This is a genomic window from Pyrobaculum calidifontis JCM 11548 (assembly GCF_000015805.1).
Taxonomy (GTDB): Archaea; Thermoproteota; Thermoprotei; order Thermoproteales; family Thermoproteaceae; genus Pyrobaculum; species Pyrobaculum calidifontis.
On the sequence record NC_009073.1, the window covers coordinates 778,506 to 792,602 of the forward strand.

Consider the following 14,097-nt stretch of genomic DNA (forward strand, 5'->3'; position numbering starts at 1 on the left):
CGTATATCTACGCCATGGAGTTGGAAACTTTGACTAAGGCGCTGGGCGTGTCTGGGTTTGAGGATGAGGTTAGGCGCGTTATAACTGGCGTAGTTAAGGAGGCGGAGGTGGACGAGTTTGGCAACGTGGTGGCTAAGGGGCGTTCTAAGGTGGCGTTTGTGGCTCACATGGACGAGGTGGGGCTCCTCGTCACGTCTGTCGAAGAGGATGGTAGGCTGAAGTTTAGAAAGGTGGGGGGCGTTGACGACAGAATTCTCCCAGGCACCGCCGTCGTCTTATACAACGAGTCCACGCGCGTCGAGGGGGTCATAGGCGTGGCGCCGCCCCACTTTCAGCAACAGCAACAGCAGGTGACGTGGCAAGACCTCTACATCGACGTGGGGGCCTCCAGTAGGCAAGAGGTGGAGGCCATGGGGATAGGCCCCATGACACCTGCCGCGTTTGCCAGGAGGTATGCTGAGGTGGGGCGCTACGTGTCTGCCACAGCACTCGACGACAGAGCTGGCTGCTGGGTTCTGCTGGAGGCGTATAGAAAGGGCGTAGAGGCTACTTACGTGTGGACTGTGCAAGAGGAGGTGGGGCTGTTGGGGGCCCGCGCTCTCTCTAGGAGCTTGGAGGGGCGGGCGGTAATAGTAGTAGACACCATGGCATGTTGCCACCCCAATTGGACAGGGAGCGTGAAGCCAGGGCAGGGGCCAGTCCTCCGCCTTTTCGACAGCTACGGCGCGTATAACAACAAGCTGGCTAAGAGGGTTCTCGAGGTGGCCAAGAGGAGGGGGATACCGATTCAGGTGGGCTCAGGCGGCGGGGGCACCGACGCCGCGGCCTTTTTCATGGCCGGCGTGCCGGCTGTGGCAATTGGGATATTGACCAAGTACTCCCACTCGCCTGTGGAGATGGCCCACAGGGACGACTTGAAATACGCAGTGGAGCTCATTGCGGCGCTTGCCGAGGAACTGTTTTAAAACAGAATTCTTTTTCGGCTTATGAGGAGGCTGTTAATAGCCCTGCTCGTCCTCCTAACGGTGGCCTACCTGGGGATAAACGCGGTGGGTCTCCCGCCGCTCCTCGTGGCAGAGAACTTGGCGCTGGCGGCGGCCTACGCCGCGCTGGCCTTGGCCTTGGCGAGGCGGTGGAGCCGGACGTCGCTCATCATATTGCTGTTTCTCCTCGCCTTTAATGCCGGCAGAGTGTCTAGAAGCGTGTGGTCGCCCACCACCGGCTGGGCGCCTCTTGCCCTTGAACATGTCCCCCTCTTGGCATACCTCCTCATCTTGTCAATACTCACGGCGGTGGCTTTGGCGAGACAGTAGGCCCATTCTGCGCTTGGGCGCCGCAAATGGGGCTAAACATCGGCATAACGCTTCACCAGCTACATTTTAATAGGGGGACTCAGGCGGGGGCATGAGGTTACCAATTCTTATCATAAACTTTAAGGCGTATCGCGAGGCGGCTGGGAAGAGGGCTGTGGAGCTTGCCAAGGCCGCGGAGAAGGTGGCTAAGGAACTTGGCGTCAGTATAGCGGTAGCGCCCAACCACCTCGAGCTGGCCCTTGTAGCGGCGTCGGTAGACATCCCCGTGTATGCCCAGGGAGTCGACGTAGAGAAGGCTGGGGCCTACACAGCGCATGTGGCTCTTGAGAACTTGAGGGAGGCGGGGGCGGTGGGGGTTATCTTGAACCACAGCGAGGCACCCCTCAAGCTCAACGATTTGGCTAAGTACGTGGAGGGCGGAAAGGCGATGGGCTTAGACGTCGTTGTCTGTGCGCCAGACCCTCTGACCTCGCTGGCGGCCGCGGCGTTGGGGCCTCACGCCGTCGCCGTAGAGCCGCCGGAGCTCATTGGCACAGGCCGCGCCGTGTCTAAGTACAAGCCAGAGACTGTGGTAAAGACGGTTGAGCTCGTCTCTGCCCACTTCCCCAATGTGGCCGTGATAACTGGCGCGGGGATTGAAAGTGGAGAAGACGTGGAGGCCGCGCTCAGGCTTGGGACAAGGGGGGTCCTTCTCGCAAGCGCCGCGGTCAAGGCTAAAGACCCCTATCAGAAGATTATGGAGCTGGCAAAGCCCTTGGTCGCGGCAGGGCCGCCTTAGGTGTCTGCCGCTCATCCGCCCCCATCCGGGGTGCGTATTTATGCGCTTATGTTTATAAGTTTTTCACATATTCGGCCCACAGCTCTAGTTCTCCTACGTCGACCCTCGTCCTTCTCCCAGCCTCGTCTTCTACGTACGCCTCCGCGATTTTGACAACGTCGCCGCTGACTACCCCTCTTATGATAATGCGCCTCCTCTCAGCGCCGAGCTCCGGGTTTGAGGCCGCCTCGGCTATGGATGGCGTTGTAAATACGATTTCAACCTCTTTCCCCACACGCCGCACTTCATACTGCTCGCCTAATTTGTCTAGCTTTTCCAGGGGGATGTAAATGTTTTTCACCTAGTTGGCTAAACTACGTATATATATGTGTTTTCCATAGTGGTCATGCTACCGCCTGCAGTACTAAGACAGCTGTATGTGCAAGGCAGTCTGACGAATACCCCGGAGGGGGCAACTTTTAAGCTGAAGAACTCGCTGGCCCCGGCGACGGTTGTTGGGCTCGAAGTGTCAGTGGACGGGCAAAAGGTGCCCAGCGAGAAGATCTACGTAATAGCCGGAGGACAGAAGAGGGGAGTTGGCGAGCTGGCTTCAAGCGGGCAGAGATTCGCCGTAAGAGACGAAGTAACCATTCTACTAGCGGGAGTGACTCTCGCCCCAGGCGCCCATCGTATTGACATAAGGGCTAAGACTAAGGAGTGGGGCGATTTGGCGTTCGACATCACTGACACGGTGAGATAGACCTAAACTTTTCCACAAACCTCTCCAACGCGTTTTTTAGTTCGCTCAATTCGTTCGACAGTTCCGGCGCCGCTTGTGCTAGAAGCAGTGCCCCAGCTATGGTCCTAATGCCCGCGGAGGCCACTCTCACGCCGCCCCATTCGACAGCCACGCTACCGATCGCCATCACCTTCCCCTTATTCTCCGCCGCCACGACCGCGTCTTCAAACGGGTAGGCCACATAAGTCAGAGTGAGAGCGTGGCCGCTGTACGGCATGTAGACTTTTTTGACGTGTTTTCTCACGGAGAAGGGGCCCATCCTGTCCGCCAGGCGACCCCATCTACCGTTGGCCGCGTCTATAAAGGACACGTGGTTCCTAAGCCACGTAAACACGTCCCCCCTCTCCCCTGGCGCATAGTCGAGGGAGAGTACTCTACCTATCTCTGCGCCGAGGTAGTCGTACAGCTCTAGGTAGGGCCTAATTAGGGGCTCCAACGCCTCTGGAGAATCTATGACCCTCTCGTCAAAGCCCCCCGCTGTGCGGCCCACGGCCACTGCGCCATTCTCTCTAATTATGATAGTGGCTTCTTGAAACTCTCCCCACGGCACGCATAGGGGCACAATCAGTTCCACAGCCCAATGAGAAAAAATATTTATAAACTAGGCATAGCGAGGGGGACGTGCCGACGTTTAAGCTGGTGCTATCAGACCCACTCTCGGGCAAGGCTAGGCAGTTCGAGATAAAAGATCCCTTGGCACAGCGATTTGTGGGTCTTAGAATAGGCGAGGAGATAGACGGCACCGTGTTGAAAGAGCTGATAGAGCTTCCAAAGGGCGTCAAAATAAGGATAACTGGCGGAAGCGGCGTCGAAGGCGCGCCAATGCACCCAGGCGTCCCAGGCCCCGTCAAGAGGTACATCCTGGCCGACGGGCCCCCGGGCTATAGGCCGCGGAAGAGGGGTATGAGAAAGAAGAAGCTGGTGAGAGGCGACACAATAACCGACTCAATTGTGCAAATAAACGCAGTCTTAGTCTATCCAGAGGGCTACAGCGGACCTCCGGCAATACCTCTTGGAGCTAAGGAGTTGGAAAAACTGAAGGGCGGAAAAACAGAGGAGGCGGCCGCCTCCCAGTAGCTATTTTACAATTGACTTGGCTATAACCAAGGTAGTAGTGCTCTTAATCTTTGGCATCCTCCTAATCTTCTCGCTGATGAGCTTCCTCAAATTCTCGGCCGTATCTGCGGAGATCCTAACGACGACATCGTAGGGGCCGTACACTATCATAGCCTCCTTCACCTCGGGCAACTTTATCAACGCCTCCATAACCTCGTCCTCTGCGCCAATCTCAGTGTTTATGAACACAAACGCCTCGACCATGGTACTTACAAATACCCAATTTAAATGCTTTTTATTCCCAGGTACAGCTCCGCCAAATCTGCCCTAGCCAGTAGCCCAGAGGGCGGCCCCTCATAGGCCACTTTGCCCGACACCAGCAGGTAGCAGCTGTGCGCAATTTCAAGGGCCTTCTTCGCATTTTGCTCAGCGAGCACCACTGTGTAGCCCATTTCCGCCAACTTTTTCACAAGGTTCAACACCTCCTCGGCGAATTTGGGGGAGAGCTGGGCCGTGGGTTCGTCGAACATGAAGTACTTGGCGCCTCTAATCAGCGCCATTGCAACCGCCACCATCTGCCTCCATCCGCCGCTGAGCTCCAGCGCCCTCCTATGCAACAAACCCCCAATCGGCACCACCTCGAGGATTTCCCTAAGCCTCTCCTTATACTCCCTGCTGTCAAGGTGGTAGGCTGCCATGCGCAGATTCTCCTCCACTGTGAGGTTTTGAAAGACGTTTTTAACCTGGGGTAGGTAGGCCAGCCCCAGCCTCGCCCTCTCGTGCGGCGCTATGCGCGTGGCGTCAACCCCGCCTATTTCCACAACTCCCCGGAAAATCTTAGCAATGCCCGCTATCGCCTTCAGTAGAGTGGATTTGCCGCTGCCATTGGGCCCCACCACCGCGGTTATGGCCCCCTGCTCCGCCTTAAAATTGACGTCGAATAAAACCTGCAATTTGCCATACCCCGCGTCTAGCCCCTTCGTTGCTATCATTGGCCTAGGTAGACCTCTGCCACTAGGGGGTGTCTAAACACCTCGCTGGGGGCGCCCTCCACTACGACCTTCCCCTCATGCATAAAATAGGCGTAGTCCACGTAGTCGAGAGCTATGTCGAGTCTGTGCTCCACGGCCATGACTCCCACGCCCCTCTGCGCCACGGCTCTCAACGCGGCAAATAACTCCCGGGCCAGGGCGGGGTTAAGGCCTGCCCCCGGCTCGTCGAGGAGTATCACCTCTGCCTCTGCCACAAGGGCCCTTGCCAGCTCTAGCAATTTGAGCTGACCGCCGCTAAGCTCTCCAGCAGGCCTATCCCACATGTGAGCCAAATTCACGAGCTTTAACGCCTCATACGCCTTGTCGGCAAGCTTCCTCTCGGCCTCCCTCCAGCCCCACCACTTGGGCGTCTCGCGCTGCAGCACTCCCATGATTACATTATCCAACACAGACAGCCTCTGCGCAACCCTCGGCGTCTGAAACGTGCGGACTATGCCGAGCCTTCTTCTCTCAAACGGCGCCGTGTGGGAGATGTCGCGCCCCTTGTAGAATATGCGCCCCCCGTCCTGCCTCAAGACCCCCGTGATGACATTTATCAGAGTAGTTTTGCCAGAGCCGTTGGGCCCCGCCACCAGCGTAAAAAAGCCCGCCCTCACCTCCACGGTGGCTCCATCTAAGGCCCTCAACCCGCCAAAGCTCTTGACGATGCGCTCAGCTTTTAACAATGGCCCAGATTTCATAGTCGCCGCTCTCTCTATCCCCAGCCTCGTTCAGCTTAGTATAGCCAGACGCGCCGAAGTACTTAGCCGCCACCTGCGGAAACACTTGCCACACCCTCTCGCTGTCGGCTGAGCCCGCTTGAAGTATTGAATATGTTATTAGCCACACGGCGTCGTAGGCGTTGTACGCATATGAGTCAGGCTCTCTCTTGTACTCGCTTAATATGTAGTTGCGCACCCGGTCGTAGTATACGCTCCGCGCTGGGGCAAACTTGGGGCTCACAAAGCCGCCTACCTTGACCGCGAACTCCGCCGCCGCTGGGACAAGGAGCTCGGAGAGCCCCGTACTTCCATCGGCCCCATACCACCTAACCTGTGCAAGCTCTGGGTAGTTCTTCGCAGTTATAAAAATGGTCTGCAGCTCGGCGAATCCAAACGCCGCGACGGCCACCTTGTCTGCCCCATATTTTGCAACAACGTCTTTGACCTTCTGGGCCAACACGCTGACCTCAGTGGAGAACTCGCCCTTCTGCGGGTCATAAGACGAAGCCCTAATGACCTCAAAGCCCCGGGACTTCGCCATGTCTTCGAGACCCTTCACCAGCCCATTGCCCCAGTCGTCGTTCCTCCAAATTACCACAACAGCCTTAATACCGTCGTCTTGAAGCACCTTGGAAATAGCCTTAACCTGCTTCGTGTCGTCTGGCGGGAGCCTAAAGACGTAGTCGCCAGGTATAGCCAAGGCCGGGGCAGTGGAGGAGACAGAGATGACGAGGAGCTTGTTCTCATCCGCATACGACTTCATGGCGCGGACCTCGCCCGACGTTCTAACTATGTAGAATTTTATGCCGCGGCTGTGAAGAGCCTTCATTTGATCAAGGGCCTTTGTGGGATCCGCAGCCGTGTCGGCGACCACGACTCTCACCCTAAACGTGGCATTTATCTTAGTCAAGTACGCGTTCACATCCTGCTCCGCCAGTCTAGCCGCGGCGGCGGCCAACTCGCCCAGAGAGGCAAGTCTCCCGCTGAGCGGTTGCAAGACGCCTATCTCAACCACGGTCTGCGCCTGGGTGGGTTGCACATTTACGATGACCGGAGTGAGGTAGCCTTGTGGAGGAGTCTGCGGCGGAGGAGTCCCCCTCGCCACCTTATCCTCCGCTGAGATGTACATGCCGACTAGTTGCCACTTGTACTGAGACGTGGCCGGCGAGGTAGGCGTGGGAGATGGCGTGCTAGTGGGCGTAGGCTGGGTTGTGGTTGTTTTTGGCGTCTGCGTAGGGGGTTGCGGAGGGGCTTGTAAAGCTAAAAAGTACGCCAAACCCGCTAATATGAGTATTGCAACAACTATCCCTATTATAATTCCCCTGTTCATTTCCCCTATAAAACTTTCTATTTTTAAGTTTTGTCTGAGGGGAATGTTTATATGTACGGGTTTCACGGCGTCAATGCGCAAGACTGTTGCCCTAGTCTTCGCCGCGTGGGCGGGGCTTTCTGCCTTTTTCTGGCCAAGAGAGGCAGCTGACGCAGTTTTATACTCCTCAATTCTAGCCCTTGCGGCTCTTGGGCTAACTCTGGCATATCAAACCACGAAGGTGCCCAACTTCGCCCATGGCGCTTTGATAAACGTCGGCGTCGTATCGGCGCTGACTGTGGCCCAAGCGTTTGGCAAGCCGACTTACTACGCCCTCTTGATTGGCGTGCCGCTTGCCGTAGTCTCAGCCCTGGCGCTCTACCTAGTCCTCCTCCCCCTCTACAAGAGAGGGACGCAAGCAGAGGTGATGATGATGGCAACCATGGCCTTCAACATAATCTACATAGGCCTTCTAAACGCGTACGCCGACTGGGCGGGCAGGTCCATGGGGATATTTATGAGAGGCATAACTCTGAGGCCCTACGACGTGACCATCGCCTCTGTACCCGGCGCCTACATAATCGCGCCGGCGACCACTGCGCTGTTTGCCCTACTCCTGTACCTGTTTCTAAAAACCAAGGTTGGAACCGCGCTGAGAGCTGCAGTAGAGAACGAGGACTTGGCCAGGACGCTGGGGATAAACGTGGAGAGAGCCTATGCCATCGCGTGGGCCATCGCCGGCACCGCCGCGGGAGTGGCCGGAGTATATCTTCCGCTATACATAGAGGCCACCCCCGACGTGGGGTGGCTCATGCTTGCGAGCTTCTTCGCAGCAAGCATAGCGGGGGGCCTTGGGAGCATTTACGGCGCGTTGGCCGGCGGCTTCCTAATGGGATTCGTCGAGACTTTGGCCACGCTACAGTTCGCCACGCTTCTTAACTGGGCCTTCGGCATACCGCAGTACCAGATCACTGCGTACCGCCCCCTGGTGCCCCTCCTAGCAATAGCGACCGTCCTATTGATATCGCCTAGGGGACTCCTAGGGAAATGAGGCAAGTCGTAGGTCTCGTCGTATATCTCCTCGGAGCGGCCTTGGTGGCAGCCACGGGAAGGAATTGGCAGAGCTACCTCTTGACGACAGCCGTGGACCTGGCCATATACCTGGCCATAACCCTCACGGTGAACTTGGAAGCGGGCATCGCGGGAATTCCAAACTTCGGCAGAGTGCTCACAGTTGCCCTTGGGGCCTACGTGGCAGGCGGAGTTGTGGGCCGACTCGCAGTGCTTATTACTGGGCAGAGCTTGGACTACGTGGCGGACAACCCCGCGGCAGTCTCCGCCCTCTCCCGCCTGCTTAGCCCAGGCCAAGCCGCAGGCCTTTTGGCCATCGCCTTTCTCTTGGCCGCCGCGTTGGGAGCCGCGGTGGGGTACCTCACCTCTCTGCCGGCGAGGAGGCCGTCGGCGGACTACCTTGCCATAACTCTCTTGGCCTTCGGCGACGTGGCCTACTACGTGGGGCTGAACTATGAACCTCTCGTTGGCGGCACTCTAGGTGTGGCGGCGCCTCCCCTCTATGAGAAGCTCTTCGGAGGCGGCGCGGCCAGGGCCGTCGGCGCAGCCGCAATCTCCCTCGCCATGGCGATGTTGATATATGCGCTTGTGGAGAAGATTGGGAACTCACCATTTGGGAGGGCTTTGAGAGTACACAGAGAGGACCCCGAGCTGTTGTCAGTTCTGGGAAGAGACCCGGCGGAGCTGAGGGGCTGGACAATGGCCGTGGGCGGGGCCCTCTCCGCCGTGGCCGGAGTCTTGTATGCGTACTACGTCGGTGCGGTCCACCCCAGAGGGTTTGAGAGAGTCACCTTCACCTTTTACCCATGGCTAATCATGATACTGGGAGGCATGGGCAACAACCTAGGCGTGGCAAACGGCGTCCTCATATTTGTCACCATATACCGCCTCCTCGACGTATATAAGTACGAGATAGGCGCCGTCGTGGGCTTCGATCCCGTGTGGCTTGGCTACATGCTCTTCGGCGCTCTGGCCCTCGCCATAATAATTGCCGCGCCCAGAGGCATTGTCCCAGAGGAGGCCAAGCCTCTAACAAAACCCTCAGTGCAACACGGCAGTGGAGCTATTTCAGGTAGTAAAGGCGACGCCGGGGGTTAAGAGGACCCACTAGAACGTCAATTATGGACAAAAAGGCTGTGTGGATAGGCGGAGACGCGCCCTCCGGCGTCAAATGTACACGAGGTAGAACGTCAGGGGGGCAGGGCTTACATAAGACTTGAAAACAGGGCCGTAGGCCCTAGTAGCCTCGTGGCGGCTCGCTATATATACAGGGCACTGAAAAGCGCGGTGTTGATGACCACGGGGCAAGGCGAAGGTGGTCGTGGGGACCTTTGCCGCTTATGATCAGCTCGTCCCATCCTCTTCACAGCTCGGATAGCAGCCGCTTCACATCACGGCCACAACCTTTTATAGATATTTTTGTCTTTTGTTCCATGGAGCTAAAGCCGCACCATTACGCGGTCCTTGCAGTGTTGTCACGCGGCGCTAAGACGGCTGAAGAAGTTGCCGCAGAGCTCGACATAGAGCCGCACGACGCCGAGGCTCTGCTGGGCACCCTAATGGCGTATGGACTAGTGGAGAGGAAGGAGAGAGGCCTCTTCTTCAAGAAGGAGGTCTATGCCCTCACGGAGAGGGGGTGGGAAGTCTTTGCGCAGTGGAAGCGGGACGTAGAGCAGAAAATTGAGAAGGCAGCGGAGTTGAGGCGCGCCGGGAGAGAGGAGGAGGCGGAGGCCCTCCTAGGCCCAGTGGTCTCCGTGCTCCCCGTTCTGCTGGCGCTTGGGCTTATAGACCTGGCTCTGTGGCAGTTGGCGATGGGCGAGGCAGAGGAGACAATCGACTTCGACGCAGGAGAAGACTGGGCGTTGTAGTGAGCGCCAGGATTTTAGCCGCCGCTGCGCTGTGGTCTACAATAGGCGTAGCGTCTGTGTGGGGGAGAGACTACATCTGGCTGGCGTTTTTTCGGTCCATCGTGGCCGCGGCTGCTGCGGCCGCATTGAGAGCCCCGGCGAATAGGGCGGGCTTAGTGCCCGGCCTCCTCCTCGGAGGTCTCTTTTCAGCGTATCCTGCGGCGGCCTTGTTCGCCGGCGTGGGGCCCGCGGCGTATCTCTTGTACACGGCTCCTCTTTGGACTACTACGGCCTTGGCGCTGTGGGGCGAGAGGCCAAGCAGGGCCGACCTCGCCGGTGTCGCCCTTGTTGTAGCCGCCGTTGCTGTCGTGCTACTCGCCTCTCTACACGGGGAGATTTCGCCCATAGGCGTCGCCGCAGGCCTCGCCTCGGGGGCCTTCTACGGGCTGTACATTGCAACCGCCAGGAGGCTCGCCAAGGCAGGGCGCGAGAAAGCGGCGTCTCTAGGCGCTATGATATATACGCCATTAGTCACGGCGCCCCTTGCCCTGGCATACTTCGCGACTTTCCACAAGTCGCCCACCCCAACTGCCGTGGCCGCTGGTCTCTACATGGGCATATTTACAACCCTCGTCCCCTACATCCTCTTCGCCTCAGCCGTGGGGAGAGTCGGCGGGGCCAGGGCCTCTGTGATTGCCTCTGTTGAGCCAGTGTTAGCCGCTGTCTGGGGCGCCTTGCTCTTCGGCCAAATCCCAGGTGTCTACACGCTGGTCGCATACGGCCTTATTACCGCGGCGACGTTGCTGGCGTTAAGCAATAAATAGTCGCGGCTTCTCTCGCCCATGATTAAGCTTGCGCATTCCCCCGACGCAGATGATGCCTATATGTTCTACGGCATTGCCGCTGGCGCCGTGAAGCTCCCGGCGCCGTACGTGGAATTTCTCGCCGATATAGAGACGTTAAACAAGCTGGCCATGGAGGAGCTATTGGACGTGACCGCCGTGAGCGTCCACGCGCTGGCCTACATATGTGGCCGGTACTACGTGATGAGAGTTGGGGCTTCCATGGGAGACGGCTACGGCCCAGTGGTCGTTGCCAGAGAGACAGGCGAGCTACGGTGGGTCGCCGTGCCAGGCCGCTACACGACGGCGGCGCTTCTGCTCAAGCTCGCCATGCCTAAGGTCAAGACGGTGGAGGTGCCATTCGACAAAGTCCTTGACGCGGTGGCGGCGGGGGTTGTCGACGGCGGCGTAGTCATCCACGAGGGACAGATCACCTACGGTAGGTGGGGCCTCCGCAAGGTTGTAGACCTGGGGGAGTGGTGGCGGCACGAGACGGGCCTCCCCACGCCGCTGGGCGTGGACGTGGTGCGCAAGGCCCTCGGCAGAGAGATGGCGGCCACCATCGCCAAGGCGCTGGCCGACTCCATAAGATACGCCGACGAGCACAGAGAGGAGGCGCTGAGGTATGCACAGCGCTTCGCCAGGGGGCTTACCCTGGAGGACACGGCCAAATTTGTCGACATGTATGTAAACGCCTACACGCGGGACATGGGCGCGGTGGGGGAGAAAGCCATTAGAGAACTTCTCCAGAGGGCCGCCGAGGCGGGACACGCACCACCTTGCGAAGTGGAGTACATCTAAATTTATTACGGGGTTGTATTAGCCGTGCTCTTTGAGCTCGCCAAGAGGGAGACCGAGTTGGCCAAGGCGGCGCGACATAGGAGGCTATTTGTGCTTGTTGGCACAGACGACAGGGCCTTGGCGGAGGCGGCAGCGGAGGTGTTGAGGGGGTGGGAGGCGGCTGGGGGCGGGGGGGAGGGGCTGTACATGTTCCAGCCCGAGTTCGCGGATGCGAATAAGCGGATGAATTACTTTAGGGACGCAGTGGAGGGCTCTCGGCTGGAGGTGGACTTCAGGCCTTACAAGGACACCCCCCGGATACTGGGCACTACGTACGACTTCGCCGTGCTAGACCTTGTAAACGACCTCAAGCCTAACGACGTTGGGCGGCTTGGCGGAGTAGTGCGGGGCGGCGGCTTTTATGTCTTTCTAATGATGCCTCTAGACGCTTGGAAGCGCTATGTGACAAAGTTCCAAGCCACTCTCCTCGTGCCGCAGTTTACTCCCAACGACATTAGGCATAGGCTGAAGGAGCGGGTGTGGCGCAGCTTCTACAGCCACAAAGGCGTCGTAATCTACGACGTCGACAAAAGGGCCCTGCTGAAGTCCTCTGGCATAGAGGAGGCACAGGCGTATGAGCCCAAGCGGCCTGAGCCCCCCGATAAGGCGGTTCTGCCGCTCAAGGTCTACCGCCTAGCCGCAACGCAAGACCAAGTGGAGGTGCTCAAGCTCTTCGAGGTGTTTTACAACAAGCCTAAGAAGAAGCAGGCGTTGGTCATCATAGCGGATAGGGGGAGGGGGAAGAGCGCCGCGGTGGGGCTGGGCCTCGCCGGGATTGGGCACAAGCTTAGGAAGGCGAAGGCCCGGGTGCAGATCGTGGTGTCGGCCATGGAGTACTCCAACTTAGAGACTCTCCTGGAGTTTGTAATTAAGGGCCTCGAGGCGCTTGGCTACAAGCCCGGGGTGGAGAGGGAGGGGGGCGAGATTAGGGCGATTAAGGCCCGGGGCATTTTCGTAGACGTGGTCACGCCCTACATGTTGCTCAAGAGGGAGAACGCGGACATAGTCGCAGTGGACGAGGCCGCGGCAGTGCCGCTCCCCGTGTTATACGCGGTGCATAAGAAGTTCGACAGACTGGTGTTCGCCACTACGATTCACGGCTACGAGGGGGCAGGGCGGGGCTTCTCAATCCGGTTCCTCAAATACCTCAGGGAGTCCAAGGACACAGACGTGCACATATTCGAGATGGAGGAGCCCATCCGCTACGGCAGAGGCGACCCCGTGGAGGAGTGGCTTTTCGACGCCTTCCTCCTAAACGCCGAGCCTGCCAAGATAGAGCCCGCCGACGTGGAGGCTGCTAAGGCGGGCAACGTGGTGTATCTCAAGGAGGAGGACGTGATGAGAGACGAGGAGACTTTTAGACAGTTCTTCGGAATCTACGTCCAAGCCCACTATCGGAACGAGCCAGACGACTTGGGCATGTTGCTAGACGCCCCCCACCACACGGCCAGGGCTCTGGCGCTTCCCAACGGAAAAGTAGTAGTCTCAGTGGAACTTGCCTTCGAAGGCGCGCTGGACGACGCGTCTATAGACCAGGCGCTTAGGGGGCTGAAGCTACCCGGCAACATAATACCGGACAGGTTCCTAAAGTACTGGCGGTTGCCAGAGTTCGCGAAGTTGAAGGGGTGGCGCATAGTCAGAATAGCCACACACCCAGAGCTCCAGGACATGGGACTGGGCACTCTTATGCTCAAGAAGCTGGAGGAAGAGGCTAGGGCATTGGGGATGGACTGGCTCGGCGTGGGGTTCGGCGTATACGACCGCCTCTTGAAGTTCTGGATTAGGAATGGGTACATCCCAATACACCTCTCGCCGGAGCGGAACCCCACCTCAGGGGAGTACAGTGTATTGTTGGTAAAGCCGCTTAACGAGAAAGCAGAGGCCTTTGTGAAATACGCCAACGTTGAGTTCAGGAGGAGGCTCATCCACTCCCTCATGGGCCCATACAACGACATGTCCCCCTCCGAGGTCCAGCTACTCCTCGAGGACTGGGGGTGGGACATAGACGGCGCAATAGCCCTCTCGAAAAACCAGTTGGACCGACTTGTGGCATACGCATATGGGCCAATGACCTATGAAAATGTGACAGACGCCATCTACACGCTAGTGGCCCAGTACTTCTACAGCTCGCGCCAGCGGAGGCCAACTCTCCCCGAACCAGCCGTGAGGGCGTTGATAAGCAAGGTGCTAGAAGCAAGGCCTTGGAAAGAGGCTGCAGAAGCCGCCGGGCTACGCAGAGGAGACTTAATGCTAATCTTGAGAGAAATCGCCAAAGTCCTCCTCTTCTACTACTACGGAGGAGAATTCGAAGTGCCCCTATTCGTCGTGGGGACAGTCAAAGGGCGAGAAAAAGACTAGTGGCGAAAGCCGACGCCTAATATGTACAGCCCAGCGCTGAGTATATAACCCCGTCTCTTGCGGCGTAGCATTGCGCCTCTGCGGCTTGTTCCGCGTTTGTAGAAACATGTTCCGCGTTTTGTTCCTCGCGTAGTCTAAATAAGCTCCCTGTA

General features: G+C 58.2%; 17 protein-coding genes. 11 read left to right on the top strand and 6 right to left on the bottom strand.

Translation table 11 applies throughout. The features are described from left to right. Nucleotides 1–14: 14 nt before the first annotated feature. The 3 genes from PCAL_RS04340 to tpiA all read left to right on the top strand — a co-directional run bounded on the left by PCAL_RS04340 (nucleotide 15) and on the right by tpiA (nucleotide 2,091). Nucleotides 15–965 carry a M42 family metallopeptidase gene (locus PCAL_RS04340; protein WP_011849499.1) on the top strand — a complete coding sequence of 317 codons (951 nt, stop codon included), beginning with the start codon at nucleotides 15–17 and terminating at the stop codon, nucleotides 963–965. 21 nt (nucleotides 966–986) lie between these two features. After that, complete coding sequence (locus PCAL_RS04345; RefSeq protein ID WP_011849500.1) at nucleotides 987–1,313, top strand: hypothetical protein; 327 nt, start codon at nucleotides 987–989, stop codon at nucleotides 1,311–1,313. A gap of 91 nt (nucleotides 1,314–1,404) precedes the next feature. Next, the gene (tpiA, locus tag PCAL_RS04350; RefSeq protein WP_011849501.1) at nucleotides 1,405–2,091 is read left to right on the top strand and encodes a triose-phosphate isomerase; all 687 of its coding nucleotides are present in this window, start codon (nucleotides 1,405–1,407) and stop codon (nucleotides 2,089–2,091) included. Between the two features lie 52 nt (nucleotides 2,092–2,143). Here the strand turns inward: tpiA and PCAL_RS04355 are convergent, their stop codons facing one another. After that, nucleotides 2,144–2,431: a hypothetical protein gene (locus PCAL_RS04355; RefSeq protein WP_011849502.1), complete on the bottom strand. Its 288-nt coding sequence runs from the start codon at nucleotides 2,429–2,431 to the stop codon at nucleotides 2,144–2,146. A gap of 45 nt (nucleotides 2,432–2,476) precedes the next feature. Between PCAL_RS04355 and PCAL_RS04360 the strand changes: the two genes are divergently transcribed. Beyond that, nucleotides 2,477–2,830 carry a hydroxymethylglutaryl-CoA reductase gene (locus tag PCAL_RS04360; protein ID WP_193322904.1) on the top strand — a complete coding sequence of 118 codons (354 nt, stop codon included), beginning with the start codon at nucleotides 2,477–2,479 and terminating at the stop codon, nucleotides 2,828–2,830. Here PCAL_RS04360 and PCAL_RS04365 read toward each other — a convergent pair. After that, nucleotides 2,811–3,443, bottom strand: coding sequence for a hypothetical protein (locus tag PCAL_RS04365; RefSeq protein WP_011849504.1), 633 nt, complete (start codon nucleotides 3,441–3,443; stop codon nucleotides 2,811–2,813). The genes PCAL_RS04360 and PCAL_RS04365 overlap by 20 nt on opposite strands. 47 nt (nucleotides 3,444–3,490) lie before the next feature. On the opposite strand from PCAL_RS04365, the gene PCAL_RS04370 reads away from it, so the two are divergent. Next, nucleotides 3,491–3,946: a 30S ribosomal protein S6e gene (locus PCAL_RS04370; protein ID WP_011849505.1), complete on the top strand. Its 456-nt coding sequence runs from the start codon at nucleotides 3,491–3,493 to the stop codon at nucleotides 3,944–3,946. On the opposite strand, the gene PCAL_RS04375 is transcribed toward PCAL_RS04370, so the two are convergent. The 4 genes from PCAL_RS04375 to PCAL_RS04390 are packed head-to-tail and all read right to left on the bottom strand — an operon-like array spanning nucleotide 3,947 to nucleotide 7,008. Continuing rightward, a complete protein-coding gene (locus PCAL_RS04375; protein WP_011849506.1) occupies nucleotides 3,947–4,189 on the bottom strand; it encodes an Lrp/AsnC family transcriptional regulator in 243 nt (80 codons plus the stop codon). 20 nt (nucleotides 4,190–4,209) lie between these two features. Further along, nucleotides 4,210–4,917, bottom strand: a complete 708-nt coding sequence (locus PCAL_RS04380) for a branched-chain amino acid ABC transporter ATP-binding protein (protein WP_011849507.1) — start codon at nucleotides 4,915–4,917, stop codon at nucleotides 4,210–4,212. Beyond that, complete coding sequence (locus tag PCAL_RS04385) at nucleotides 4,914–5,657, bottom strand: ABC transporter ATP-binding protein (RefSeq protein WP_011849508.1); 744 nt, start codon at nucleotides 5,655–5,657, stop codon at nucleotides 4,914–4,916. The genes PCAL_RS04380 and PCAL_RS04385 overlap by 4 nt, the downstream gene beginning before the upstream one ends. Next, a complete protein-coding gene (locus PCAL_RS04390; RefSeq protein ID WP_193322905.1) occupies nucleotides 5,629–7,008 on the bottom strand; it encodes an ABC transporter substrate-binding protein in 1,380 nt (459 codons plus the stop codon). The genes PCAL_RS04385 and PCAL_RS04390 overlap by 29 nt, the downstream gene beginning before the upstream one ends. Before the next feature lie 73 nt (nucleotides 7,009–7,081). Between PCAL_RS04390 and PCAL_RS04395 the strand changes: the two genes are divergently transcribed. The 6 genes from PCAL_RS04395 to PCAL_RS04420 all read left to right on the top strand — a co-directional run bounded on the left by PCAL_RS04395 (nucleotide 7,082) and on the right by PCAL_RS04420 (nucleotide 13,945). Beyond that, complete coding sequence (locus PCAL_RS04395; protein WP_011849510.1) at nucleotides 7,082–8,038, top strand: branched-chain amino acid ABC transporter permease; 957 nt, start codon at nucleotides 7,082–7,084, stop codon at nucleotides 8,036–8,038. Beyond that, a complete protein-coding gene (locus tag PCAL_RS04400; protein WP_011849511.1) occupies nucleotides 8,035–9,156 on the top strand; it encodes a branched-chain amino acid ABC transporter permease in 1,122 nt (373 codons plus the stop codon). Before PCAL_RS04395 ends, PCAL_RS04400 begins: the two co-directional genes overlap by 4 nt. A gap of 335 nt (nucleotides 9,157–9,491) precedes the next feature. Then, entirely contained in the window at nucleotides 9,492–9,926 is a 435-nt protein-coding gene (locus PCAL_RS04405; protein ID WP_011849512.1) for a methyltransferase family protein, read from the top strand. After that, on the top strand, nucleotides 9,926–10,729 hold the full coding sequence (locus PCAL_RS04410) for an EamA family transporter (RefSeq protein ID WP_011849513.1): 804 nt from the start codon (nucleotides 9,926–9,928) through the stop codon (nucleotides 10,727–10,729). Before PCAL_RS04405 ends, PCAL_RS04410 begins: the two co-directional genes overlap by 1 nt. Before the next feature lie 18 nt (nucleotides 10,730–10,747). Beyond that, nucleotides 10,748–11,548, top strand: a complete 801-nt coding sequence (locus PCAL_RS04415) for a menaquinone biosynthesis family protein (protein ID WP_011849514.1) — start codon at nucleotides 10,748–10,750, stop codon at nucleotides 11,546–11,548. A 24-nt stretch (nucleotides 11,549–11,572) separates the two neighbouring features. Continuing rightward, nucleotides 11,573–13,945 (top strand): tRNA(Met) cytidine acetyltransferase TmcA, encoded by a 2,373-nt coding sequence (locus PCAL_RS04420; RefSeq protein WP_011849515.1) that lies wholly within the window; start codon nucleotides 11,573–11,575, stop codon nucleotides 13,943–13,945. Nucleotides 13,946–14,097 lie beyond the last annotated feature (152 nt).

Coding starts and splice junctions, on each gene's coding strand:
- PCAL_RS04415 (WP_011849514.1), top strand. CDS start 10,748: ATGATTAAGCTTGCGCATTCCCCCGACGCAGATGATGCCTATATGTTC.
- PCAL_RS04385 (WP_011849508.1), bottom strand. CDS start 5,657: ATGAAATCTGGGCCATTGTTAAAAGCTGAGCGCATCGTCAAGAGCTTT.
- PCAL_RS04400 (WP_011849511.1), top strand. CDS start 8,035: ATGAGGCAAGTCGTAGGTCTCGTCGTATATCTCCTCGGAGCGGCCTTG.
- tpiA (WP_011849501.1), top strand. CDS start 1,405: ATGAGGTTACCAATTCTTATCATAAACTTTAAGGCGTATCGCGAGGCG.
- PCAL_RS04360 (WP_193322904.1), top strand. CDS start 2,477: ATGCTACCGCCTGCAGTACTAAGACAGCTGTATGTGCAAGGCAGTCTG.
- PCAL_RS04340 (WP_011849499.1), top strand. CDS start 15: ATGGAGTTGGAAACTTTGACTAAGGCGCTGGGCGTGTCTGGGTTTGAG.
- PCAL_RS04405 (WP_011849512.1), top strand. CDS start 9,492: ATGGAGCTAAAGCCGCACCATTACGCGGTCCTTGCAGTGTTGTCACGC.
- PCAL_RS04345 (WP_011849500.1), top strand. CDS start 987: ATGAGGAGGCTGTTAATAGCCCTGCTCGTCCTCCTAACGGTGGCCTAC.
- PCAL_RS04395 (WP_011849510.1), top strand. CDS start 7,082: ATGCGCAAGACTGTTGCCCTAGTCTTCGCCGCGTGGGCGGGGCTTTCT.
- PCAL_RS04380 (WP_011849507.1), bottom strand. CDS start 4,917: ATGATAGCAACGAAGGGGCTAGACGCGGGGTATGGCAAATTGCAGGTT.
- PCAL_RS04390 (WP_193322905.1), bottom strand. CDS start 7,008: ATGAACAGGGGAATTATAATAGGGATAGTTGTTGCAATACTCATATTA.
- PCAL_RS04375 (WP_011849506.1), bottom strand. CDS start 4,189: ATGGTCGAGGCGTTTGTGTTCATAAACACTGAGATTGGCGCAGAGGAC.